At 45.6% G+C, this 23,131-nt stretch carries 22 protein-coding genes; 7 read left to right on the plus strand and 15 right to left on the minus strand.

The genetic code is table 11. The annotated features are described in order from the left end of the window. The first annotated feature begins 27 nt into the window (after window positions 1-27). Window positions 28-1,992, plus strand: coding sequence for an LTA synthase family protein (locus tag L2717_RS04685; RefSeq protein ID WP_220772073.1), 1,965 nt, complete (start codon window positions 28-30; stop codon window positions 1,990-1,992). A gap of 61 nt (window positions 1,993-2,053) precedes the next feature. Here L2717_RS04685 and L2717_RS04690 read toward each other — a convergent pair whose 3' ends face one another. Together L2717_RS04690 and bioH are read right to left on the minus strand one after the other, a co-directional pair. After that, entirely contained in the window at window positions 2,054-2,614 is a 561-nt protein-coding gene (locus L2717_RS04690) for a hypothetical protein (RefSeq protein WP_220772075.1), read from the minus strand. A gap of 61 nt (window positions 2,615-2,675) precedes the next feature. After that, window positions 2,676-3,470: a pimeloyl-ACP methyl ester esterase BioH gene (bioH, locus tag L2717_RS04695; protein ID WP_220772076.1), complete on the minus strand. Its 795-nt coding sequence runs from the start codon at window positions 3,468-3,470 to the stop codon at window positions 2,676-2,678. 32 nt (window positions 3,471-3,502) lie between these two features. On the opposite strand from bioH, the gene L2717_RS04700 reads away from it, so the two are divergent. Beyond that, window positions 3,503-4,294 carry a ComFC family protein gene (locus tag L2717_RS04700; RefSeq protein WP_220772078.1) on the plus strand — a complete coding sequence of 264 codons (792 nt, stop codon included), beginning with the start codon at window positions 3,503-3,505 and terminating at the stop codon, window positions 4,292-4,294. A 242-nt stretch (window positions 4,295-4,536) separates the two neighbouring features. Next, entirely contained in the window at window positions 4,537-5,115 is a 579-nt protein-coding gene (nfuA, locus tag L2717_RS04705) for a Fe-S biogenesis protein NfuA (RefSeq protein ID WP_076497282.1), read from the plus strand. Between the two features lie 110 nt (window positions 5,116-5,225). Here the strand turns inward: nfuA and L2717_RS04710 are convergent, their stop codons facing one another. Further along, window positions 5,226-6,590, minus strand: coding sequence for an MATE family efflux transporter (locus tag L2717_RS04710; protein WP_220772080.1), 1,365 nt, complete (start codon window positions 6,588-6,590; stop codon window positions 5,226-5,228). A 22-nt stretch (window positions 6,591-6,612) separates the two neighbouring features. Here L2717_RS04710 and L2717_RS04715 point away from each other — a divergent pair, with 22 nt between their 5' ends. Continuing rightward, window positions 6,613-7,659, plus strand: a complete 1,047-nt coding sequence (locus tag L2717_RS04715) for a polysaccharide deacetylase family protein (protein ID WP_220772082.1) — start codon at window positions 6,613-6,615, stop codon at window positions 7,657-7,659. Here L2717_RS04715 and L2717_RS04720 read toward each other — a convergent pair whose 3' ends face one another. The 5 genes from L2717_RS04720 to L2717_RS04740 all read right to left on the minus strand — a co-directional run bounded on the left by L2717_RS04720 (window position 7,660) and on the right by L2717_RS04740 (window position 11,627). Beyond that, window positions 7,660-8,292, minus strand: a complete 633-nt coding sequence (locus L2717_RS04720) for an SCO family protein (RefSeq protein WP_220772084.1) — start codon at window positions 8,290-8,292, stop codon at window positions 7,660-7,662. 36 nt (window positions 8,293-8,328) lie between these two features. Continuing rightward, window positions 8,329-9,234, minus strand: coding sequence for a heme o synthase (gene cyoE, locus L2717_RS04725; RefSeq protein ID WP_220772086.1), 906 nt, complete (start codon window positions 9,232-9,234; stop codon window positions 8,329-8,331). A 14-nt stretch (window positions 9,235-9,248) separates the two neighbouring features. Then, entirely contained in the window at window positions 9,249-10,226 is a 978-nt protein-coding gene (locus L2717_RS04730) for a COX15/CtaA family protein (protein WP_220772088.1), read from the minus strand. Further along, window positions 10,226-10,771 carry a redox-active disulfide-containing membrane protein gene (locus L2717_RS04735; RefSeq protein WP_220772089.1) on the minus strand — a complete coding sequence of 182 codons (546 nt, stop codon included), beginning with the start codon at window positions 10,769-10,771 and terminating at the stop codon, window positions 10,226-10,228. The genes L2717_RS04730 and L2717_RS04735 overlap by 1 nt, the downstream gene beginning before the upstream one ends. A gap of 91 nt (window positions 10,772-10,862) precedes the next feature. Next, window positions 10,863-11,627 (minus strand): SURF1 family protein, encoded by a 765-nt coding sequence (locus L2717_RS04740; RefSeq protein WP_220772120.1) that lies wholly within the window; start codon window positions 11,625-11,627, stop codon window positions 10,863-10,865. Between L2717_RS04740 and L2717_RS04745 the strand changes: the two genes are divergently transcribed. Continuing rightward, window positions 11,626-11,844 (plus strand): DUF2909 family protein, encoded by a 219-nt coding sequence (locus L2717_RS04745; RefSeq protein WP_220772091.1) that lies wholly within the window; start codon window positions 11,626-11,628, stop codon window positions 11,842-11,844. The two genes, L2717_RS04740 and L2717_RS04745, sit on opposite strands and share 2 nt — an antisense overlap. 10 nt (window positions 11,845-11,854) lie before the next feature. Here the strand turns inward: L2717_RS04745 and L2717_RS04750 are convergent, their stop codons facing one another. The 6 genes from L2717_RS04750 to lexA all read right to left on the minus strand — a co-directional run bounded on the left by L2717_RS04750 (window position 11,855) and on the right by lexA (window position 17,990). After that, complete coding sequence (locus tag L2717_RS04750; RefSeq protein WP_220772093.1) at window positions 11,855-12,730, minus strand: cytochrome c oxidase subunit 3; 876 nt, start codon at window positions 12,728-12,730, stop codon at window positions 11,855-11,857. Then, window positions 12,727-13,311 (minus strand): cytochrome c oxidase assembly protein, encoded by a 585-nt coding sequence (locus L2717_RS04755; protein WP_220772095.1) that lies wholly within the window; start codon window positions 13,309-13,311, stop codon window positions 12,727-12,729. Before L2717_RS04755 ends, L2717_RS04750 begins: the two co-directional genes overlap by 4 nt. A 1-nt stretch (window position 13,312) precedes the next feature. Next, a complete protein-coding gene (gene ctaD / locus L2717_RS04760) occupies window positions 13,313-14,905 on the minus strand; it encodes a cytochrome c oxidase subunit I (protein ID WP_220772121.1) in 1,593 nt (530 codons plus the stop codon). 9 nt (window positions 14,906-14,914) lie between these two features. Next, entirely contained in the window at window positions 14,915-16,456 is a 1,542-nt protein-coding gene (gene coxB, locus L2717_RS04765; RefSeq protein WP_220772096.1) for a cytochrome c oxidase subunit II, read from the minus strand. A 401-nt stretch (window positions 16,457-16,857) separates the two neighbouring features. Then, window positions 16,858-17,373 carry a cell division inhibitor SulA gene (locus L2717_RS04770; RefSeq protein ID WP_220772098.1) on the minus strand — a complete coding sequence of 172 codons (516 nt, stop codon included), beginning with the start codon at window positions 17,371-17,373 and terminating at the stop codon, window positions 16,858-16,860. Continuing rightward, window positions 17,370-17,990, minus strand: a complete 621-nt coding sequence (gene lexA / locus L2717_RS04775; protein ID WP_220772100.1) for a transcriptional repressor LexA — start codon at window positions 17,988-17,990, stop codon at window positions 17,370-17,372. The genes L2717_RS04770 and lexA overlap by 4 nt, the downstream gene beginning before the upstream one ends. A 160-nt stretch (window positions 17,991-18,150) precedes the next feature. Here lexA and plsB point away from each other — a divergent pair, with 160 nt between their 5' ends. Both plsB and mtr read left to right on the plus strand, forming a co-directional pair. Further along, window positions 18,151-20,574 (plus strand): glycerol-3-phosphate 1-O-acyltransferase PlsB, encoded by a 2,424-nt coding sequence (plsB, locus tag L2717_RS04780; protein ID WP_220772102.1) that lies wholly within the window; start codon window positions 18,151-18,153, stop codon window positions 20,572-20,574. Then, complete coding sequence (mtr, locus tag L2717_RS04785; RefSeq protein WP_220772104.1) at window positions 20,574-21,830, plus strand: tryptophan permease; 1,257 nt, start codon at window positions 20,574-20,576, stop codon at window positions 21,828-21,830. Before plsB ends, mtr begins: the two co-directional genes overlap by 1 nt. Window positions 21,831-21,934: 104 nt before the next feature. Here the strand turns inward: mtr and L2717_RS04790 are convergent, their stop codons facing one another. Beyond that, window positions 21,935-23,104 carry a ribonuclease T2 family protein gene (locus tag L2717_RS04790; RefSeq protein WP_220772105.1) on the minus strand — a complete coding sequence of 390 codons (1,170 nt, stop codon included), beginning with the start codon at window positions 23,102-23,104 and terminating at the stop codon, window positions 21,935-21,937. Window positions 23,105-23,131: the final 27 nt, after the last annotated feature.

Genomic DNA, 23,131 nt, shown 5'->3' on the forward strand with positions numbered 1-23,131 from the left:
GGCTTTTTATATGTTTTGGGGTAACACATGCAAGCAAGTTTATTTTCTCGTGGGCAGAATAAGGCCCATGGGCCTTTTCGTACCGTCTTTATATTTTCGCTATTAGTCATATTGGTTACCACCTTAAGCCGTATCGCTTTGGGGTTGTGGCAGGCCGATCGCGTCGCTGCTGTTGATGGTTGGTCACACCTCTTAATGCAGGGGTTACGCGTTGATATAGCAACTCTGTGTTGGTTATGGGGTATCGCAGCGTTAGGAACCGCACTCTTTTCTGGTGATCATGCCGTTGGGCGTTTATGGCAGTTTATTTTACGCGTATGGTTAACGGTTGGTCTGTGGGTCATCCTATTTTTGGAGGCATCGACGCCTGCATTTATTGAAGAATACGGTATTCGCCCAAACCGTTTGTATGTGGAATACCTGATCTACCCGAAAGAAGTGTTATCTATGTTCTGGGCGGGCCGTAAATTCGAACTCTTTTTCTCGGTATTGTTAACAATTGGCACGCTCTGGGGTGGTTGGATATTAAGCGGTAAACTCACAAAAAATCTTCGCTTTCCACGTTGGTATTGGCGCCCTGTGTTGGCGTTGCTTGTGATTGCTCTCACGATCGTAGGTGCTCGCTCAACTTTAGGCCATAGGCCGATTAACCCTGCGATGGTAGCTTTTGTCGATGATCCATTGGTGAACTCTTTGGTTATTAACTCTGCTTATTCATTAGTTTTTGCAATCAAGCAGATGGGGAATGAAGAAGAGGCGTCAGACGTTTATGGCGATCTAGATGATAAGGATATTATTGCTACTATTCGGCAGGAAAGTGGCCGTCCTGAAAGTGCATTTACCTCAACCGATGTTCCGTCGCTGAGCTTTAATCAAGCCAGTTATACCGGTAAGCCAAAGAATTTAGTTATTTTATTGCAAGAGAGTTTAGGCGCGCGTTTTGTGGGTAGCTTAGGCGGTTTACCCCTCACTCCTAATATCGACGCTTTATCTAAAGAGGGTTGGTATTTCGATAATTTGTACGCCACAGGAACTCGCTCCGTGCGCGGAATCGAAGCAGTAACCACTGGCTTTACGCCGACGCCAGCTCGGTCGGTGGTCAAATTGGGAAAAAGCCAAGTTGGCTTTTTCAGTATTGCCGAACTACTTAAAAATCATGGCTATACCACCCAATTTATCTATGGTGGCGAGAGTCATTTCGATAATATGCGCAGCTTTTTCTTGGGCAATGGTTTTAGCGACATCATAGACCAGAAAGATTATAAGTCTCCGGCCTTTGTCGGCTCGTGGGGCGCATCTGACGAAGACTTAATGCGTAAGGCTAATAGTGAGTTTGAACGCCTGCACAGCGAAGGCAAACCCTTCTTTAGTTTAGTCTTTAGCTCAAGTAATCATGATCCATTCGAGTTCCCCGATGACCGTATTAAACTTTACGAAGAACCGAAACAAACTCGTAATAATGCGGCAAAGTATGCCGATTATGCTATTGGCGAGTTTTTTAAGTTGGCGAAAAATGCCGATTACTGGAAAGACACGATTTTTATCGTTGTTGCTGACCATGACAGTCGGGTCGTTGGTGCAGATCTGGTACCTATATCGCGTTTTCGTATTCCGGGTTTAATCCTTGGGGATAATCTAGCGCCAAAGCGCGATCAGCGCATTGTAAGTCAAATCGATTTACCACCAACACTGTTATCATTGATTGGTATTTCGGACTCTTACCCTATGCTTGGCCGTGACTTAACGCAAGTCAGTGATGATTGGCCTGGCCGCGCGTTAATGCAATACGATAAAAATTTTGCCTTAATGGAAGGTAATGACGTAGTCATTCTGCAGCCAGAAAAAGCTGCACAAGGTTTCCAATATAATAAACACACTAAGCAACTAACACCTCACATCCCAGCGGCACAAGCGTTAGAAAAGAAAGCATTGAGTTGGGCTTTGTGGGGTAGTTTAGCGTATCAAAAAGAGCTGTATCGCTTAGCGAAATAAATATTCAATAGAATAAAAATGCCGCTATTTAGCGGCATTTTTATTTGTGTAAATAAAGAGATTAAATCGACGTCGACAAAGCGGGTTCTTGTTCTGGTTGTGTTTGCCGTTCATAGAACAGGCTAATACGTTGCCCGAGTTGTTGATAGAAATGGTTTGGCTCATCTTGGGGGAATTGCCGCGTAACGCTAATTGTTGTGTTAGCTTTAGCACTATTGTTGATATAACTTGCTGCGTCTTGGCTGACTTTGAGGCGTATATCCTTACGTTGTAGTGCTGCTTGACCTCTTATGGCCATTTTTAGCATTTTGGGCAAAACACGCTCAGCGACTACAAGGGGCGCCTTTCTCTCTTGCTGTTGTTGGCTTTGTTGTTGGGAGGAGTGTTGCTGCTGTTGTTTTTCTTGAACTTGTTGCTGATTATGCTCAAGGGTTTTGGTTTGTTGTTGAGTTTGCTCCGCTGTGCGTTCATTCTGCGGATTAAAGGCACGTTCTTGGTGCCCCTTAGTTGCTGCTTGTGGGGGAATGACCACAGGTTTCAGTTGGTTGTCGACCCGAGCCGAGTCCGTCGCGACATTAGTGGTCGCTAGCGGAACTTGGGGGTAGTTACTGACAACTAACATAGAAAATCCCTTAGTGCATTGATGGTTAAATACTAGCCATTAATCGCTTAAAGATAAAGCATTAGCGTGTCTGTAGTGTTAACCAAGGCATAAATACCTGCAAAAACTCCTGTTGATGGGAAATAAACGGCGCATGGGAGGCTTTGGCTAACATAGCATCTTCAATGTGGCTCGCCATTGGCATTTTAGGTTGCACGCGTTTAGGCACAAGTCCATCAAGTCGCCCCCAAATTCTAAGCCAAGGCAGCTGTAGCTCTGTAAGTTGCGATCTTAAGTCGATGTCAGTCAACATACTTAAGCCCTGTGCTAACGCTGTGGCAGTCGGTAAAGGGCGGGCCAGGACAAGATCGCGCAGCTGTTTGATATCTTCTTTAGCGGTTTCGCTGCCCATAGCTTGAATTGCCAGAAATCGTTCTATCGTGCGAGGTAAATTTTGCTCAAGCTGTTCACTAAATTGATTGAGTACTTGGGGGGGGATACCTGGCCAAGCTTCATCATCTTTCGCCATAAAACAGGGGGATGAGGCGATAGTCATCAAGCCTTTGATTTTTTGTGGATAACTCAGTGCTGCCTGAGTCGCAACAAGCCCCCCGAGTGACCAGCCCGCCCAAATGGCGTGTTCTGGTAATGCTGCCACTAAGGCATCAACCCAAGTGGATAGCCCACCTTCTATCTGCTGACTATGGCCAAAGCCCGGCAAGTCGACATAGTGCACCCTATACTGAGACAGTGACTCATGTAATGGCGTAAACACAGCGCTATTGACTCCCCAACCGTGAAGCATCACCAGATCAGGCCCTTGGCCTATTATTTCAATATGTAAATTGGCTGAATGTGTGGATGTCATTTGGCTCACTTGAGTGCCTCAAAAATCGATTAGGTGAATATATGTCGCATGTTGTCAAAAGGATTTGGCTGCCAGCCGCTTTGCGGATAATGCGTTTAGGATATCAACTTGGTACTACTTGGCTAGCGAGCAGTTTACCTAACCGTTGCTTGCTGTGCCACCAATCGATATCACTCCCCGAGAGCGGCATTTGTGCTATTTGCCTGCATTCTGGCTTATATCACGGCCCGATTTGTTTAGGCTGCGGCAAGTCGATGCAAATTGAGGTCGATTATTGTGGTGAATGCCAAAAACACCAACCGCGAAAAGTGATTGCGCCTTGTAGTTATCATCAAGGTTTAGGCGCTTGGATTGGCGCTATAAAGTATCAAGGTCAGCTTGCGGCTTTACCTGTGTTATGTCGTGCTTTAGTCACGCGTATTAAGGTATTAGAGCAACAAGGATTAATCACGCTTCCCCAAGCCATAATGCCTGTGCCGCTACACCCTAAGCGTTTACAACAAAGGGGATTTAATCAGGCATGGTTAATTGCCCGTGAGTTATCGCAGCTCTTACAGTTGCCGCTGGTGGACGAAGGGCTAACGCGCAGACAAGATACTCGACCGCAGGCAGGGCTTTCGGGTGCACAGCGACGACGCAATTTACATGATGCCTTTATATTAGCGGATGATTTTGCGTTCCAACGTGTTGCACTGGTTGATGATGTGGTCACCACAGGGACTACTGTTTCTGAAATTGCGCGCTTATTTGAGGCGCGCTACGTGCATGTTCAAGTGTGGTGTCTGGCGCGTGCTGAGGCTCCGGGCTTGCTCGATGACCTTGATAGCGAATGAACTGGCAAGTTTGTGGTTCTAGTTGATATCTGATTAAGTGATTGTCTTATTAGAATTATTTCATTTTTATTTATCGATGCTATGCCGTTATATTCATCGAAATAGTAGTGTTAAATGGTGACCGTTATGGCAAAAATCCATAAACTTGCTATCCAAGGGACTACAAAGCAAGGGTGAGTCGGAGTATCATACGGCTAATTCTTACTAAAACACTCAGGTATCCCCTGACGGAGCAGGTTTTCATGATTACTATTTCCGATACGGCTCAAGCCCATTTTGTTAAGTTGTTAGCAGATCAACCTGAAGGCACTCATATTCGCGTATTTGTGATCAGTCCAGGAACCTCGCAAGCCGAGTGCGGTGTGTCTTACTGTCCACCAGATGCTGTTGAAAGTGATGATATTGAAATCGAGTTTACAGGTTTCAAGGCTATGGTTGATGAAAAAAGCGCGCCTTTCCTTGAAGATGCCACTATTGATTTTGTGACGGACCAATTAGGTTCTCAACTTACGCTGAAAGCCCCCAATGCTAAAATGCGTAAAGTGTCTGGTGATGCACCTTTAGTTGAGCGTATTGAATATGTGATCCAATCTGAGATTAACCCTCAGTTGGCAAGTCACGGTGGCAATATTATGCTGGTTGAAATCACGACCGAAGGCGTTGCAATATTACAGTTCGGCGGTGGATGTAACGGTTGTTCTCAAGTTGATATCACCTTAAAGGATGGTATCGAAAAACAATTGTTAGACATGTTCCCAGGTGAGTTGACTGGTGTGCGTGATGTGACAGATCATCAGCATGGCGAGCATTCTTACGCTTAATCTTATTTACTGATTTTAATAAAAAACGCGACCTTTTGGGTCGCGTTTTTCATTTTACACTCGCAAATTATTTTGTGGCACTAATAGGGTTGTTTACGAGCCGTGTTAGTTTAAACCAAGAAATCCTTACTGAAATAATAGTGACCCGCAAGCGTTAAACTTCTCACGATCATAAAGGCGCTAATGGCAGCCCAGAGTGCATGATTACCTTGCTCTGGCGATAATAGCTGTTGCAGTAAATACCAAGTGGGGAAAAATGCGCCGAAGGTAGCAAGTATCATGCTGTTACGCATTACTTTTCCTTTAGCTGCACCTATGTAAACCCCATCGAATAAATACGAGCTAAAGGACCATAAAGGCAAGAATATTAGCCAGATAAGATAGGTTTGCGCAGTAGTTCTGACCTCATTAATGCTGGTTAATAATGCGATAATTTTGCTACCAAAAAGGCCGAAAAAGGCACAAAACCCTAGAGCCGTAATCGCGGACCAACACCAAGCTAAGATCACCGCTTCCTTTAATTGCTTAGCTTGCTTTTGCCCGTAGGCTCGGCCGACTTCTGCCTCAGCGTAATAGGCAATACCATCCAGAGCATAAGAAATTAACAGTAGTAAATTCAGTAACACTGCATTGGCGGCAACGGTATTATCGCCTAAACCAGCACCATGAAATGTCATAAAGGCAAAGGCTATCTGCAGGCACAGGCTGCGGATAAAAATATCGGTATTTAGCCTCAGTAATTTGCCATAACCCGCAAACGTAACATGGGTAAGTAACTGGGATAATTGAAAATCGGTTGCGCGTTTAAGTTGTTGTAACACCATAGTCAGCGCGACGGAGAAGGCGGTCATATCGGCAAATACTGAGGCGAGTGCTGCGCCTTTAACACCCCAGCCAAAACCGAGTACGAATATGACATCAAGAATAATATTGGCAAGGTTGGCTAAGATAAGTTGCCACATAGCGGCTTTAGGTTGTTGCCGTCCTAATAACCAGCCTAACATCACTAAATTGAGCAAGGCGAAGGGCGTTGACCAAATCCGTACCTGAAAATATTCGCGGCAATATCGCTCAACCTCACTACTCGCTTCGGATAACCCTAGTGCTAAATTGAGTATCGGGACTTGCATCGCGATAACTCCAACACCCAATAATAGCGCTAGCATAGCGCCTTGGACTAAGAGTTTATGCTGGGCGGGCAGATCGTCAGCGCCAAATGCTTGTGCGACTAACCCCGTTGTCGCCATACGCAAAAATCCCAATAACCAAATGATTAATGTGATAATTGTTGACCCAACAGCGACTCCACCTAAATAATAGGCTTCACTCAGATGACCTATAACAGCCGTATCGACTAAGCCCAAAAGTGGAATAGTGATGTTGGAGAGTATCATGGGCAACGCGAGCGCCAGTAATTGACGATTTTTCGCGCCGTTAAACATTAGGTCGAGCCAAGTTGATTTAGTCGTATTCATTAATTTTAGAGGTATTCACATTATGGTTAAACGTGCGCTGTTGGCACTCATCGGGCTAATCACTTTTTCGGCCCACGGGGTGGTTATTTTGCAATACCACCATGTGTCAGAAACCACTCCGGCGGCGACCAGCGTTACACCTGCACAATTTCGTGAGCAAATGCAGTTTCTCGTTGACGATGGCTTTAAGGTGATCCCGCTTTCTCAAGTGGTTGAAGCGATAAAGCAAAAACAAGATTTATCCGCAAAAACAGTCGCGATTACCTTTGATGATGGCTATCGCAGCATAGCCACGACCGCACATCCCATCCTAAAGGAATTTGGATTCCCCTACACCTTGTTTGTGGCAATTGAGCCGATTAAACAAAAGTTTACCGAGATGATGAGCTGGGATGAATTGGTTAAGTTAGCGAAGGAAGGCGCAGATATCGCCAATCACAGTTGGGCTCATGAACATTTGATCCGTAAGTTAAGTAATGAATCACAGGCACAGTGGATAGCACGAATAAAAACCAATATTTTGGATACAGAAAAAGCCATTTTAGATGCGACTGGGCACAATTTTAAAATGCTGGCGTATCCCTACGGTGAGTACAATCAAGCTTTGCAGGACATGTTAACCGCCAACGGTTTTGTCGCTTTTGGACAACAGTCTGGTGCTGCAGGCCCTTATTCGCCCTTAACCGCGCTGCCGCGATTTCCAGTTGCGGGACAATATGCTGATTTAAAAAGCCTTAAGGCTAAGTTATACAGTTTAAATATGCCTGTGATAACGCAAAGTCCTAGCGATCCAGAATTAACGGGCGGCCATTGGCGGCCAGAGCTTAAAGTCACGCTCGATATGAGTGACATCTCTGCCAAAAAAGTGATGTGTTATATCCAAGGTCAGGGTTCAAAAAAGCCAACTTGGCACAGTGAAAATGAGTTTAGTATTCAAGCGGATTTAGCCTTACCTGCGGGACGCTCGCGTTACAATTGCACCGCGCCCAGTAATGCGCGTAATGGCTACTATTGGTTTTCTCAGCCTTGGGTGAGGCCAAAGGATGATGGCTCTTGGATTAAAGAGTGATTAATAGCTTGATTTATAGTAGGTTACGATTTTTCTAAAATCATTGATCATTTTATCATTAACGACCTGCGGTGGTTTTCCCAAGGTTGCCGTAGGTTTGAATACTGCGACTCGTGTTCCTTGCGGGGACACCAATACATAGCCTGCGCTGTGGTCAACTTGGTAGTTATCCCCCTCACCAACCATGGCATAAGCCAGCCCTAAGCTGCGGGTGAGAGGAAATATTTGTGTTTGTTCGCCTGTCACTGCTTTAAATTCCGGATTAAAAAAATTCACATAGGTCAGCAGTTTATCCGGTGTATCCCGTTTAGGATCAACGGATAAAAATACCACTTGCAGTGGCGCTATTTGATTGAGTTCAGGATAAGCGGCGGTGAGTTTATTTAAGGTAGTCGGACACACATCGGGGCAAAAAGTAAAACCGATAAAAAACAAGCTCCACTTGCCTTGTAAGTTGGCATTAGTAAAAGGTTGTTTGTGCTGATCAACTAATTCAAAGGGCGCTATTTCATAGGCCTGTGGAAATAGCAAACCACTCTCTAATTCGAGCGGTTTAGGCGAGTTAAATTTCACCGCAAATAGGCCGCCAAGGCCAATCAATAAAATGGCGCCGACTAAAATTCTTTTTTGCATACAGTAAGCTCCATCAATACTCGTTAGCGCTACAAACTAATTCCACAAATAATGGTCAAGTAGTAATGCCATGAATAACAACATCAAATGGTAGATAGAAAAGCGAAATACCTGCATTGCTAGGCCATCATGATCGCGATATTTAAGTTGCCACGCCTTATAGATAAACCCTGTACTGAGCAAGCTAGAGCATACAAAGTAGGCTGGTCCACACATGCCAACCAGTACGGGTAATAGGCAAGCAACCGCTAATAATACCGTGTAAAGCAAGATGCAGGTTTTGGTAAATTCGATTCCGTGGGTAACAGGTAACATGGGAATATCTACTTTGGCATATTCGGCACGTCTGTGAATGGCTAATGCCCAAAAATGTGGTGGCGTCCACGTAAAAATAATGATCACGAGCAACAATGCATGGCCGTGCAATTCGTTAGTGACTGCTGTCCATCCCAATAATGGTGGCATAGCACCCGCAAGACCGCCGATCACGATATTTTGTGATGTCGCGCGTTTCAAATAGGCAGTATAAACCAAGGCGTAGCCAATCAGGCTGGCAAACGTTAACCAAGCAGTGAGTGGATTAACCCATAAATATAAAATAATAAAACCAAAGCTACCTAAGCAGGCGGCAAAAATTAACGCACGTGAGGCCGAAATGCGTCCCTTAGGCAGTGGGCGATTGTAGGTGCGCGCCATTAAGCCATCGATACGGCGATCGATCAGATGATTTAAGGCCGCCGCCGAGCCTGCCATCATGGCAATGCCAAGCATACCAGCGAGCAAAGGTTGAACGGGTACCGCATGGGGCACAGCCAAACACATGCCGACTAAGACAGTGAGTAGCATCAGTGCGACTACTTTAGGTTTAGTCATTTCAAAATAGGCGCGCCATGTCACGCTAAAAGTGGGTAGGCTACTAGTGATTGAGAGTGGTTTTGCCATCTTGGATCCCTCGCTTATGCTTTGCGCCATAAAAAATAGTTGATTGCGACTAAGGTCAGCAGCAGTAATGCCGCCCCGCCGTTGTGAGATACGGCAATGCCGAGTGGTAAATGCATCACTACGTTAGAAATACCTAAGCTCACTTGTAGGATCACTAGTCCCACCAATAAAAGGCTTAAGGCCCTTAGCCCAACAGTGCCAACAAATAATCGATAGGCGAGCACGAGTAATACACTCGCGGTAACGATAGCGCCAATTCGGTGGGCAATATGGATAGTCATACGGGCAGGGTAATCGAGCACCCCAAATTCGAAACTGTGGTGTTGGCCTTGGAACGGTGAAAAAGCCTCGACTATAGCCAAATTATCCACCCAGTTACCTTCACAAATAGGTAAAGAGGTGCAGGCGAGCGCGGCATAATTAGAGGATGTCCAAGCGCCCAGCATGATCTGACCCACAAGGACGAATAGGCTCACCAGTGCCAGCGGTGCCAGATTGCGGGCATAGGTTTCGCTATTAAAAATACGCCGTGGGCGAATGCGTAGATAGAGGAGCAGCAGCAGTGAAATCAAGCTAAAACCACCAATAAGATGCGCCATCACCACTATGGGCATGAGTTTCATCGTTACTGTCCACATGCCGAGAGCGGCTTGAAAGAGGATCAGTAGCACTATAATGAGCGGCAATTTTTTCGGTGCTTCTGGCGTTTTCAAACACAGCAATAAGATACACAACACCAGTAAGCCAAGTCCGCCAGCGATATATCTATGGATCATTTCCAGCCAGGCTTTCTCTGGGTGGATATCATGATCTGGAAATATGCTTTGTGCATGGGCGATTTCATGGTCTTGGGTGGGCACCTTGATATGGCCGTAGCAGCCCGGCCAGTCAGGGCAACCTAGCCCCGCATCCGAGAGGCGAGTGTAGGCACCCATTAAAATCACCAATAAGGTAAAGGCTAAGGTTAAGCGTAGAACCCAAGTGAGCTGCATCAATCTACCCTCGATAGTTTTAGCAATTTACGCAGATCCGCAATCAAGGCCTTGCCTTGAGCTAAATGGGCTTCTCTACCCTGCACTTGGGGATAGCGCAGCACTAAGCTGCCTAAGGGATCGACTATGATCAGTTGCTGTTCATCTAGCCAATGGCTTAAAGCAGGATTGACAGTGTGTGTGTTGAAGTTGAAGTCTTTTAAGGCGTTCAGATCGCTATCGGGATGGGTAAGAATAAGTGGCTCGACTCGCACCTGATCTGGCCCAAGTGCAGTATGGCTTTGACGTAAAATATACAAGCGTTCGCGGCAAGTCTCATCGCAATGGGCTGGTAGTAGATATAGCAGTTGCCATTCTTTGGGATTGGTATTTTCAACCCCAAGACTCGTATAACTGGTTTCAGGGCTGATTAGTTCACCATGATTGGTGGCGCCTCCATGGTATAAATTGAGGCTTAGTACTAACTTGGCGATGACCACGGGCGCGATAAATGCCAGCAGTAACAACCCTAATATCTTGTGTTTAGATTTACTCTGGGAGTTCATGCTTGCTCCTCTCATTCAAATTATCCCTAATTTATTGTTTTATATTTATTTAGTTTTTATTTTTGTCGTTATAAGTATGGTACGAATTTCTCTATTTGCTCGTAGAGTTTGTTATTGTTTGGGCGTTGTGGCGCTTCATATACTTAATCCCCTGCCACAGCATGAGCCCTGCAAACACGGTCGCCATCGAAAACCATTGCAACGCATAACCCCAATGTTTTTGTGCCGACAGCGGAAAGGGTTGCCAAGGATGTGGTAAATCTAGAGAAGTTAACTCATCCGGTTGCAGCACTGCATCTAGTAAGGGATGACCTAGCGCTTTAGCTATTTCGGGCATATTGAGATTTTGAAAACGAATGCTTGACCCTGTCTCAGCCATGAGTGACTGACTCAATGGGTTGATTTGTTTTTGATAAAGTCGCCCTTCAATATTTAATTCACCACTCAGTGCTGTGATGTGAGGTAACTCATCGCGGTGGGAACTGGCGGCGACAAAACCTAATTCGACTAGTAACCAAGGCTGGTTAGCCTCGATTTGTAGAGGTTGAAAGGCTAGATAACCTACTTGCCCCTGATAGATTTGATTATCCAGCAGCCAGATCTGCGAGCTGGCGGGTGTGGAATGTATTTGTAGCCGATAACCCGTTACGGCTTCTTTGTCTATTTTGTGCTGGAGCTGTTCAAAACTTAATGCAGGTAATGATTGCCTCGCTTCCATTTGGGCCAATAGCGCGGTTTTTTCCTCGCCTCGTGCTAATTGCCATAGCCCTAGCTTGACCAAAATAATAAATACCGCCACAGTCAATACCAGTAAAAAAAGCGTTAATTTATTCAGCAGAACATAAGGATATTGTATGAATGCCCTGTTCATTTTTAAGTTAGTCTTAATTCTGCTATTGCTGTTTATCATTTTTAATTTAGGCAGGGCCTTATTTATTATGGTGAAAGGTGACATCCAAGTGCCGATGAGTCGTTACCTTGGTCGCCGAGTAATATTCTCAGTGTTGGTAATTTTGCTGCTGTTAGTCGCCTTAGGCACTGGACTCATCAGCACCCATCCCACACCCTATTAAGTTTTAGGTTCTACAGCACGTACACGAAAATAAATAAACATAACCAAACTACATCTACAAAGTGCCAATACCAACTCCCCGCTTGGAAAGCAAAGTGTTTATCTGCGCTAAAGTGACCTTTCAAAACTCTGAAAAATAAGACTAATAAAAATAGAGTCCCAAGTGTCACATGCATACCGTGAAAGCCAGTTAATAGGAAAAAAGTATTGCCATAAACTCCAGAGGTGAGAGTGAGCCCCATTTCATGATAGGCATGCATATATTCTTCTACTTGTAAGACGAGGAAGCTAATCCCCAAAAGTATGGTGATCCCAAGCCAAAGTTTGATAGCTGAGCGTTTACCCTTTTCAAGACTCACATGAGCAAAATGTAAAGTTACTGAAGAGGTTAGCAGTACTATGGTGTTAATTAACGGCAGGCCAGTCCACGGCATCGCTTCGGTTTTAGTGCCATCGGGGGTGGTGAGCAGTGGCCAAATCGCTTCGAAATGTGGCCAGAGCACTTCATGGGTCATGGCATTATTGGAGGCGCCGCCCAGCCAAGGAACTGAGATCATGCGGGCATAAAATAGCGTGCCAAAAAATGCACCGAAGAACATCACCTCCGAAAAAATAAACCAACTCATACCTTGGCGAAATGATCGATCCATTTGGTGCGAATAGAGCCCAGTCATGGATTCATTGATCACGGTTCTAAACCAACCCACTAGCATAAATACGATCACGGTTATACCAGCGAGTAATATATAACCGCCACCCGATGCTCCAGATTTCAACTGATATATAAAGTGTCCAGCACCCAGAGCGATTAAAAACAACCCGATAGCACCAATAATGGGCCAAGCGCTTTGGGCGGGAACATAGTAATGTTGATGTTTTGTAGTCATTTTGCAGCTCCTTGCTCTATGGCAGACGCTAACTGCTTGTCGGTAATGTCGTAGAGTGTGTAAGAGAGGGTCAGAGTGTGGATTGATTCAGGTAACTGAGGATCCACAAAGAAAATGAGTGGCAACTCAGTGCTTGTCGAAGCTGCTAAGTGCTGTTGATTGAAGCAAAAACATTCTGTTTTATTAAAAAACGCAGCACCTTGTCCGGGTGATACCGAAGGTATCGCCTGACCAACAGTAGCCCTGTCTGACATATTGCGTGCCAAAAATGCCGTGTGGATTAGCTCACCAGGGTGGACTTCGAGCCGCTTGGTTTGCGGCTCGAACTGCCACGGCATACCGGTTTGTACTTGGGAGATAAACTCCACAGTGACAATACGGCTAGTATCTACAGTTATCGCTTGGTAACTACTGGCGGTATTAGCAGGTTTGCCATTTATTCCTAGTTTTTCACACAGCACATCGTATAGCGGCACCAGCGCAAACCCAAACCCAAACATGCCGATACAGCCTATGACTAGCATGCTGATAAGCTTACGGTTTGACTTGGGCTTATTTACTTGTTGGTGCTCAGTCGTCATGTCATTTCACCTCAGGTGGTGTGGTGAATGAGTGATAAGGCGCAGGGCTTGGTAATGTCCATTCTAAACCCTCGGAACCTTCCCAAGGTTTAGCGGGAGCTTTTTCACCGCCACGGATACACTTGATGACTAAGACTAAGAAAATCAATTGCGATAAACCAAAGGCAAACCCACCAATTGAGACAATTTGATTTACATCGGCAAATTGAATCGAGTAGTCGGGGATACGCCTTGGCATGCCGGCGAGTCCAAGGAAATGCATTGGGAAAAATAGCACGTTGACGGAGATCACCGAGCACCAGAAATGCCATTGTCCTAGTCGCTCGTTGTACATGTGTCCCGTCCACTTAGGTAGCCAATAATAGGCTGCTGCCATGATGGAGAAAATGGCCCCAGTGACTAATACGTAATGAAAATGTGCCACCACAAAATAAGTATCGTGGTATTGGAAATCTGCAGGCGTAATGGCGAGCATTAATCCCGAAAATCCGCCAATGGTGAAGAGTATGATAAAGGCCACAGCGAATAGCATTGGCGTTTCAAAACTGAGTGAACCGCGCCACATTGTCGCGACCCAGTTAAATACTTTTACGCCTGTTGGTACCGAAATCAGCATAGTGCAATACATAAAAAACAATTCGGCAAAGACAGGCATACCTGTGGTGAACATATGGTGTGCCCACACGAGGAATGACAGAATAGCAATGCTGGCAGTTGCATAAACCATTGATGAATAGCCAAATAATGGTTTGCGGCTAAAGGCTGGCACTATGGCGGAGATGATGCCAAAAGATGGCAAAATCATAATGTAGACTTCAGGGTGGCCGAAGAACCAGAAAATATGTTGAAACATCACTGGATCGCCGCCGCCCGCAGCTTCGAAGAAACTCGTGCCAAAAAACTTATCAGTCAGCACCATAGTTACCGCACCTGCGAGCACGGGCATAACCGCGATCAGTAAAAATGCGGTGATAAGCCAAGTCCAGACAAACATCGGTAGCTTCATCCATGTCATACCGGGGGCGCGTAAATTGACTATGGTCACAATCACGTTGATAGCACCCATGATGGAGCTTATCCCCATGATGTGAATAGAGAACACGAAGAGTGCTGTGCTGTCAGGACTATAAGTGGTCGACAGTGGGGCGTAGAAGGTCCAACCAAAGTTAGGCCCGCCGCCTTCCATAAATAGTGAGCTGAGCAAAATAGTAAAAGCGAAGGGTAGGATCCAAAAACTCCAGTTGTTCATCCGTGGTAATGCCATGTCAGGCGCACCGATCATCATAGGGATCATCCAGTTTGCCAGCCCAGTAAAGGCTGGCATTACAGCGCCGAACACCATGATCAGCCCGTGGACTGTGGTCATTTGGTTGAAGAAGTTGGGTTCGACCAATTGTAATCCGGGCTGAAAGAGCTCAGCGCGGATCACCATGGCCATAGCGCCGCCAGTTAAAAACATGATGAAGCTGAACCATAAATACAGAGTGCCTATGTCTTTGTGGTTGGTGGTTAGCACCCAGCGCATGATGCCCTTTGGCGCACCATGATGATGGTCATCATGGGCTGCAGTTTGATCTTGAGTCGTTGTGCTCATCATAATCCTCTACTGTCCATGGCTTGCGATATCAGCAGGTTGCACTGTATCGCCGGTATTGTTGCCCCAAGCATTGCGCTCATAGGTAATGACTGCAGCCAGTTGCTGTGGGCTGAGTTGTTTGCCAAATGCCGGCATAGCCGTACCTGCTTTGCCGTGCATCACAATATTGATGTGACTGGCAACGGGCCCTGTGGCAATAGTGCTGCCAGCGAGTGCGGGAAAAGCAGGTGGAACTCCCGCTCCCGTCAGTTGATGGCAGGCTGCACAAGTGGTGGCGTAAACAGTTTCACCTTCGGCCATCAGGGCATCATGGGTGAGTGTGGGCAGGCTTGCGGGATCGACAACTGCTGGCGCCTCAGCTGTCGGAGTCGGATTTTGAGTTGTACTGGTTGGTGCTGTGGCGACAGAGGCTTGTACGTTAGGGTTGCCGCTCCTGTGCTCGCTAACATCCTTGGCTTGTACAGCATCACCAGTATTATTGCCCCAAGCATTACGCTCGTAGGTAATCACGGCGGCAATCTCTTGCGCCGATAGTTGCTTACTAAAAGCTTGCATCGCTGTCCCTGTTTTGCCGTTGAGCACAATCTCAAGATGACCGCCGAGTGGGCCAGTGGCTATCGGGCTGCCTTTGAGGTGTGGGAACACACCTTGTAGCCCTTCGCCATTGGGCTGGTGGCAAGCCGCGCAGTGGCCCAAGTAAATTTGCTCACCTTGGGTCATTAGCTCATCTTTGCTAAGAGTTTGTGATAACGCAGCTGTCGCTGCTACTGCCGCAACACTTGCCGCTTGTTTTTGCTCAGCCACCCAAGCCTCAAACTCGGCTTCGGGTAGGGCTTGAACTACGATTGGCATAAAACCATGGTCTTTACCGCAGAGTTCAGCGCACTGACCACGGTAAATGCCGGGTTTGTCTATGCGAGTCCAAGACTCATTGATAAACCCAGGATTAGCATCTTTCTTCACGGCAAAAGCAGGTACCCACCATGAATGGATCACATCTTCAGAGGTCATCAAAAAGCGGATTTTGCGGTTTATCGGTAAGACGAGCGGCTTGTCGACTTCCAATAGGTAGTTTTCACCTTTGGTTTCGGTGCCGTCGATTTGTGCTCTGGGGGTTGCGAGTATGCTGTAAAAATCAATGTCCTGATCGAAATAGCTGTAATGCCATTTCCATTGGGAACCGGTGACTTTAACGGTTAGATCGGCATCGCTAGGGTCTTCCATCGCAATTAAGGTTTTTGTCGCAGGAATAGCCATTAATATCAATATGATAAATGGCAGAACGGTCCAAGCAATTTCGACTTTAGTGCTTTCGTGAAAGTGGGACGCGACCGCGCCTTTAGATTTTCGGTGATTGATGATGGCATAAATCATCACGCTAAAGACCACAAGGCCGATTGCGCAGCAGATATACAAGATGGTCATGTGCAAGTGATAAACCTTGCCACTGATCTCGGTCACGCCAGGGGTCATGTTGAACCGCATGTCCGCGGCGGCCAACGGTGGTGCGAATAACACCACGAGTAAACAATACAACAATTGCTTCACAAGACTTCTCCTCTGCCAATTGCGAATAGCAACTACAAAGAAGAGCAACACAGTAAGTCTCAACTCTATGCAAACTCTTCAGTTCCCAAAAAAGCTTTTTTGACTTCAACGTGCGTTGGCGGCTGTTACTTTTAATTAAGTATTGTTACTTCTGGTATTAGCCACGTTTACACATACGACTGAAATACATCTGTTCTCTATTTTTAATAATAGTTTGAGCTCGATAACGGTTCGATTAATTAGCCAAGGATACGCTGTATCATCATTGACTGAACTAACCATACTTGCTGTTTAAATATTGATCAAGATCACTCGTTTAGCTAATTATTTGAAAAATTGCCAAAAAAAGCCTCACATTCATAGGTGAGGCGGCTTTTAAGCTAAAAAATTAAATAAATATTTTAATGTATTGCACTAAAAAAAGATGGCTGACTTAGTCGCCGTCCTTGTTCAATGTGGAGATCGTTAGGTAAGTGATTGTTTACATCTTCCAGCACTATACCCATAGCGCGAGCACTTTTCGCCACAATCTGTAGGCGGCGATTATCGCGGGCATCTAATGATTGGGTCCAAGTTATCACTGCACTAGACGTTCCACTCGTTAGCGCCTTTTCCATCGCCCAAAGGGTTTCGACATCATCTTTAGCGTGTACGAGTAATACTCTGTCCATGCGTACACCTGCGCTGGCCAACATTTGTTTATAGCCAATGCTGGGTGGATTGATAAGCACTAACCAACGGCCCTGTTGGCTTAGTTGTGCGAGTTGCGCGCTCAGGTGAATGAGTTCTTGGCGGCCTTGAGTTTTAGTGGGCATACAGGCGATAGGTGTGTGATGCCAATCATAATCGGCTGCACGAACTTCATCATCACGCCACAATCCCGGATGGCGCGGGGCATTGCCAATTAGTTTGTTCATAGCCAATCTCCATTACGGATCACACCGACGGCGAGTCCTTCAATTGTTAAACTTTGAAAGCCTAAATCCACTTTAATTGGAGAGTAGTCTTCATTTTCGGCGTGTAGATAGACCACATTACCTTTTTTTTCGAAACGTTTAACCGTGACATCGTCGTCGACTCTAGCGACAACCACTTGACCATTTCTAGCTTGCTCAATTTTATGTACTGCCAGTAAATCTCCTTCGAGAATACCGATATTTTTCATACTGTCGCCTTTAACTCGTAGTAAAAAGTCGGCAGCGGGATGGAACATGTTTGGGTCGACTTGGTAATACTGTTCTACGTGTTCTTGGGCGAGAATCGGTTCACCTGCAGCTACTTGGCCTATAAGAGGTAAGCCTGTTTCAGTTACATCCTCGACTTCAGCAGTGAGACGAATACCCCGCGATGTGCCAGGTATAATCTCGATACAGCCTTTTTTCGCCAACGCTTTTAGATGTTCTTCAGCTGCATTGGCACTCTTAAAACCTAAGCGGGTGGCAATTTCAGCCCGAGTAGGTGGCATGCCAGTGTCGGCAATATTTCGTTTGATTAACTCTAAAATTTCAGCTTGGCGTGGCGTCAAAGGTCTCATGGTCTTTCCTGTTTTTCTATACAGTTACTGTTAGTATATACAGTATTGTTTGCAGCGCAAGTATTAACCACTTTTTAACCATATCGGAGAGAATTAGCGAATATTCCCTATAGTCTGGTATTCTATCGGGCTAGTGAACGTACTTAATTGCATAAGAATAATGCCTAAACATGACTCTCTTTGGTTAAAATCATTACGTTGGATCCAAAAACAATTGGTGCATACCATTGTGGTGCCTCAGGATCCCTTTGCCGATCTGAATCTGGATGCCTCCAGACCTCTTGCTTATGTGATGAAAACAGAATCACTTAGTGACATTGCTGCACTGAGTGAAATAACCGCTAAACTCGGGCTGCCTAGTCCCTATGAGCCGTTAGTCGCTAATGGCGTAGTTGCACCGCGAGTCGTTTGCCTTCAAGGGCGCAAGCCGTTGTTTGGTGAGCGTACCGGCAATGAACCTTTTCTCGAATGCTTTATGCGCTTATTAGCGGTGCATAAACAACATCCTGAGCTCGATATTCAACTGGTACCTGTCAGTTTGTATTGGGGGAGAACGCCAGGGAAAGAGGACGACACGATGAAGGCGGCCGTATTTGAGCGGGAAAACCCGACTTGGCTGCGCAAGTGCCTAATGATTCTGTTCTTAGGCCGACATAACTTCGTGCAGTTTTCCAATGCAGTATCTCTGCGTTATATGGCTGATGAACATGGTACTGATATGGGTATTGCCCATAAGTTAGCGCGAGTGGCGCGAGTGCATTTCCGTCGCCAACGTAAAGTGATGACAGGACCTGTGTTGCCTAATCGCCAAGCGTTATTTCATTCGCTGTTAAAATCTGAATCAATACGTAAAGCGATTCAAGAAGAAGCCGCCACCAAAAAGATTTCAGAAACCCAAGCGCGTGAGACGGCTATTGAGTATCTCGATGAAATTGCTGCTGATTATTCTGATAGCTTAGTTCGTATTGCCGAGCGTTTCTTAACTTGGTTGTGGAATAAGCTTTATAGCGGAATCAACATCAAAGGTGCCGAGCAGGTTCGTCAGTTGCACCACGATGGTCACGAGATTGTCTATGTGCCTTGCCATCGCAGCCATATGGATTATCTGCTGTTATCGTATATTTTGTATTATCAAGGTATGGTTCCGCCGCACATTGCTGCTGGTATAAACCTTAATTTTTGGCCCGCTGGGCCTATGTTCCGTCGCGGTGGTGCTTTCTTTATTCGTCGTAGCTTTAATGGCAATAAGCTTTATACCGCAGTATTCCGTGAATATTTAGATCAACTGTTTGCTAAAGGTTATTCGGTAGAATACTTCTCTGAAGGCGGCCGCTCACGTACGGGTCGTCTGTTGGCGCCCAAAACGGGCATGATCGCCATGACAATGAATAGCGTACTACGCGGTATCGAACGTCCAGTCACGCTAGTGCCTGTGTATTTAGGCTATGACCATGTGATGGAAGTGGCGACTTACCATAAAGAGTTAAGTGGTAAGAAAAAGAAAAAAGAATCAGTGTGGCAGGTATTTGGTGCTATTCGCAAACTCGGTAATTTCGGTCAAGGCTATGTTAACTTTGGCGAGCCGATTACTGTGCAAAACTTTTTGAATGAACGCGCACCCAACTGGCGTGCTGAGCTTGCTGAGGATCCTGAGCAAAAACCAAGTTGGTTAACACCAGCGGTAAATGTTCTGGCTAATCGGGTTATGACCCATATCAATGATGCCGCGGCAGCGAGTTCAGTGACATTAACAAGCTTGGTGTTACTCGCCACAGATCAAAATGCCTTACAGCGCAGTGTGCTAGAGCGTCAGCTTGATTTGTATTTAACCTTACTTAAAAAAGTGCCTTACACTACCTATACTTCGGTTGCCGAAGGCGATGGCAAGCTGTTAGTGCAGCAGGGCTTAGAGCTCAATAAGTTTGTTGTATCCGCCGACTCCTTAGGTGAAATCGTGTCGATCGAAGCAAGTCAGGCGGTCTCTATGACTTACTATCGTAACAATATCATTCACTTATTTATTGTACCGTCATTAATCGCTAGCTGTTTAACGCATAATGAGCAAATTCAGCGTCAGCAAGTAGCGTCAATCGTTGCCGATTTTTATCCACTGCTAAAAGCTGAACTTTTTATGGGCATTAATGATGTACCTGCCTATGTCAATCAAGTGTTGGATTTCTTCATTGAACAAGGATTAGTGGTTGAGGCTGATACCTTAGCTATCGTGCCTGAGCACACTAGCCAACTATTGTTGTTGGCCAGTTCAGTGAGTGAGACCCTGCAGCGCTACGCCATTATTTTCAACTTGTTAGCGAATAGACCTAAGATGGAACGCTCAGAGCTTGAATCTGAGAGTCATCTACTGGCCCAGCGTTTAGGGGCTTTGCATGGTATTACCGCACCTGAGTTTTACGATAAAAAACTTTATGGCACATTGAGCGTTAAGTTAAAAGCATTGGGCTATCTGGCAGATTGCGAGGATAAGTCCAATATCAATCGCATTCGAGATCAAGCCAATAGTTTATTACGTCCGTCAGTGAGACAAACCATAGTGGCGAGTGTCACCGCGGAGCACATTGTTTAATGGCAAATCATATGAATGCGGCTAAAAATAAGCCCGCTGGTAAGTCCTTGCTTGGCGGTGCGATGATTATTGCTGGCACTACCGTTGGTGCCGGGATGTTTTCTCTGCCCGTGGTGGGGGCGGGTATGTGGTTTGGCTATTCTATTTTAATGTTATTGGGTATTTGGTTTTGTATGTTGATGTCGGGTTTATTGCTACTCGAAACTAATTTACATTTCGAACCCGGTGCCAGTTTTGATACCTTAAGTAAGCAAACCCTAGGGCAATTTTGGCGAATAGTGAACGGCGTTTCCATCGCTTTTGTGTTGTATATTTTAACCTACGCCTACATTAGTGGCGGTGGTTCAATTGTAAATCATAGCTTACAGGGCATGGGCGTTGAGTTACCACAAAGTGTCGCTGGGCTGGTATTTGCCATTGTATTAGCGTGCATAGTGTTAATTAGCACTAAGGCAGTGGACCGGATTACCACGATTATGCTCGGTGGCATGATCATCACTTTCTTTCTCGCTATCGGCAATTTACTGATTGAAATCGATGTGACTAAGTTGCTCGAACCCGATGGGAATAACAGTTTTTCGCCATATCTGTGGGCGGCTTTACCCTTTGGCCTCGCCAGCTTTGGTTACCATGGTAACGTCCCCAGTTTAGTCAAATATTACGGCAAAGATGCCTCTACGATTATTAAGGCGATTTTCGTTGGTACTTTTATCGCGTTGGTAATTTATGCCTGTTGGTTAGTCGCCACTATGGGCAATATTCCCCGCAGCCAGTTTATTGATATTATTGCCCAAGGCGGCAATATGGGTGTATTAGTTGGCGCTTTGTCTAAGGTAATGGCGAGTAGCTGGTTAAACAGTATGTTGTCGCTGTTTGCTAACTTGGCGGTAGCTTCATCTTTCTTAGGGGTGACCTTAGGCTTGTTTGATTATCTCGCCGATTTATTTGGTTTTGATGATTCGCGTTCAGGCCGCATGAAAACCGCGTTAGTGACCTTTGTGCCGCCCACTATCTTAGGTTTACTGTTTCCCGATGGTTTTTTAGTGGCGATTGGTTTTGCGGCATTAGCTGCAACCATTTGGGCAGTAATTGTTCCAGCATTAATGGCCTATAAATCGCGGCAGTTATTTCCTGATAGCACAGGTTTTAGAGTGATGGGCGGTACACCCTTGATTGTCGTAGTCGTGTTATTTGGCATAGTGACGGGTGCTTGCCATTTATTGGCAATGGCGAATTTACTACCGCAATATTCATAATTGAGCTCAATACAAAAAGCCCTCATCACGAGGGCTTTTTGGGATGATAGCGATGGCCATTTTATTCATTATAACCAAGTTGCTATTGGTATTTTAAATTACATCTAGTTTGGCTTATCTATCGTTATTGTTTCAGGGCAGGTGCTTTTTTTAGCCTTATTGGCTTTGGCAAGCAGACTCGGCAAGGAGTCCGAGGCTTTAATGTCCTCGGGCAAGTTTATGCGTATTTCACTTAATAATCCCTTAGCACATTCTAGGCTCATTTTTGTGTGAGCACCTTTACCGAAACTAGCATCAAAACTTTGGTTTAATTCACGTTTAGTGACATCTTTACCAATACGTTCATGAATAAAACTTTGCACCCATGCTGAGGCGTTTACCGCTTGGGTCAGCTGGGTTGCCAATAAAAAGTACTCGTTAGGGTCTTGGCTACGGCAAGTGCCGTGTTTCCACCATTCGTGGCGTTCTAAACAGGTGCCGTATTGGGCGCTAGGCATGACTTCTTCTAAATTTTTACGAACTGATGGATTCAGTTCAAACTCAGGATAAGTACAAAAATCGTTTGGTTGCAATTTTACTGTGCCGCAATAGCCATAACGTGTGCCACATTGCTGTTTATTCGGCCACAGTCCGTGCAGGCTAAAGTGCTGCCATTGGGTCGACTCACTCGTTTGGCTTAACGCGCGGCATTCTGCTTTTCGGCTGCCATAGAGTTCGCAAAAAGTGCTTTGCCAGCTTAATGCTAATACGTTAGCGTCAAATTCGCCGCCGATTCGGCATTGATCGCCTTGGCGTTTCTGCGTGGTGCCATGATCTTTAAGGCTATCTCGACTTTTAGCTTTGATATCCGCTGCTGTGGTGGTTTGCGTGGGTTCGACTGCCGTTGCAGGTGTTGATAGGTTACTATCTGCAATATTGGACTGATATTGGCCGCAAGCACCGTTAATCCAGCGCATGGGAGAGTTTACTGCATTGGTACGCACTCGCAGCCAATCAGGTTTGACGCTGTTGCCGAGAATTTCGAGTACAGGATAACGTTCGCCAATATTGCTTTGCCACTGATCTGGATTGGTTTGTTTATTTTTCGATTGGAATAACTCACAGCGTTTATCGGCGATAAATTCACCCGTCGCGGGTGCAGAAAAAGCGGGAGTGGCTGTAATGATTAGCGTACCGCATAGACCAAATGTGGCAAGTAATATGCGAGATGGGCGCTTAAGTAAAAGTGATGGCAGCTTTATCCGGCTGATGATTAAACAAAATGATTTTATCATTTAATGGAATCCTTTCTGCTACAGAGA

The sequence above is a fragment of the Shewanella glacialipiscicola genome (assembly GCF_023283485.1).
Taxonomy (GTDB): Bacteria; Pseudomonadota; Gammaproteobacteria; order Enterobacterales; family Shewanellaceae; genus Shewanella; species Shewanella glacialipiscicola.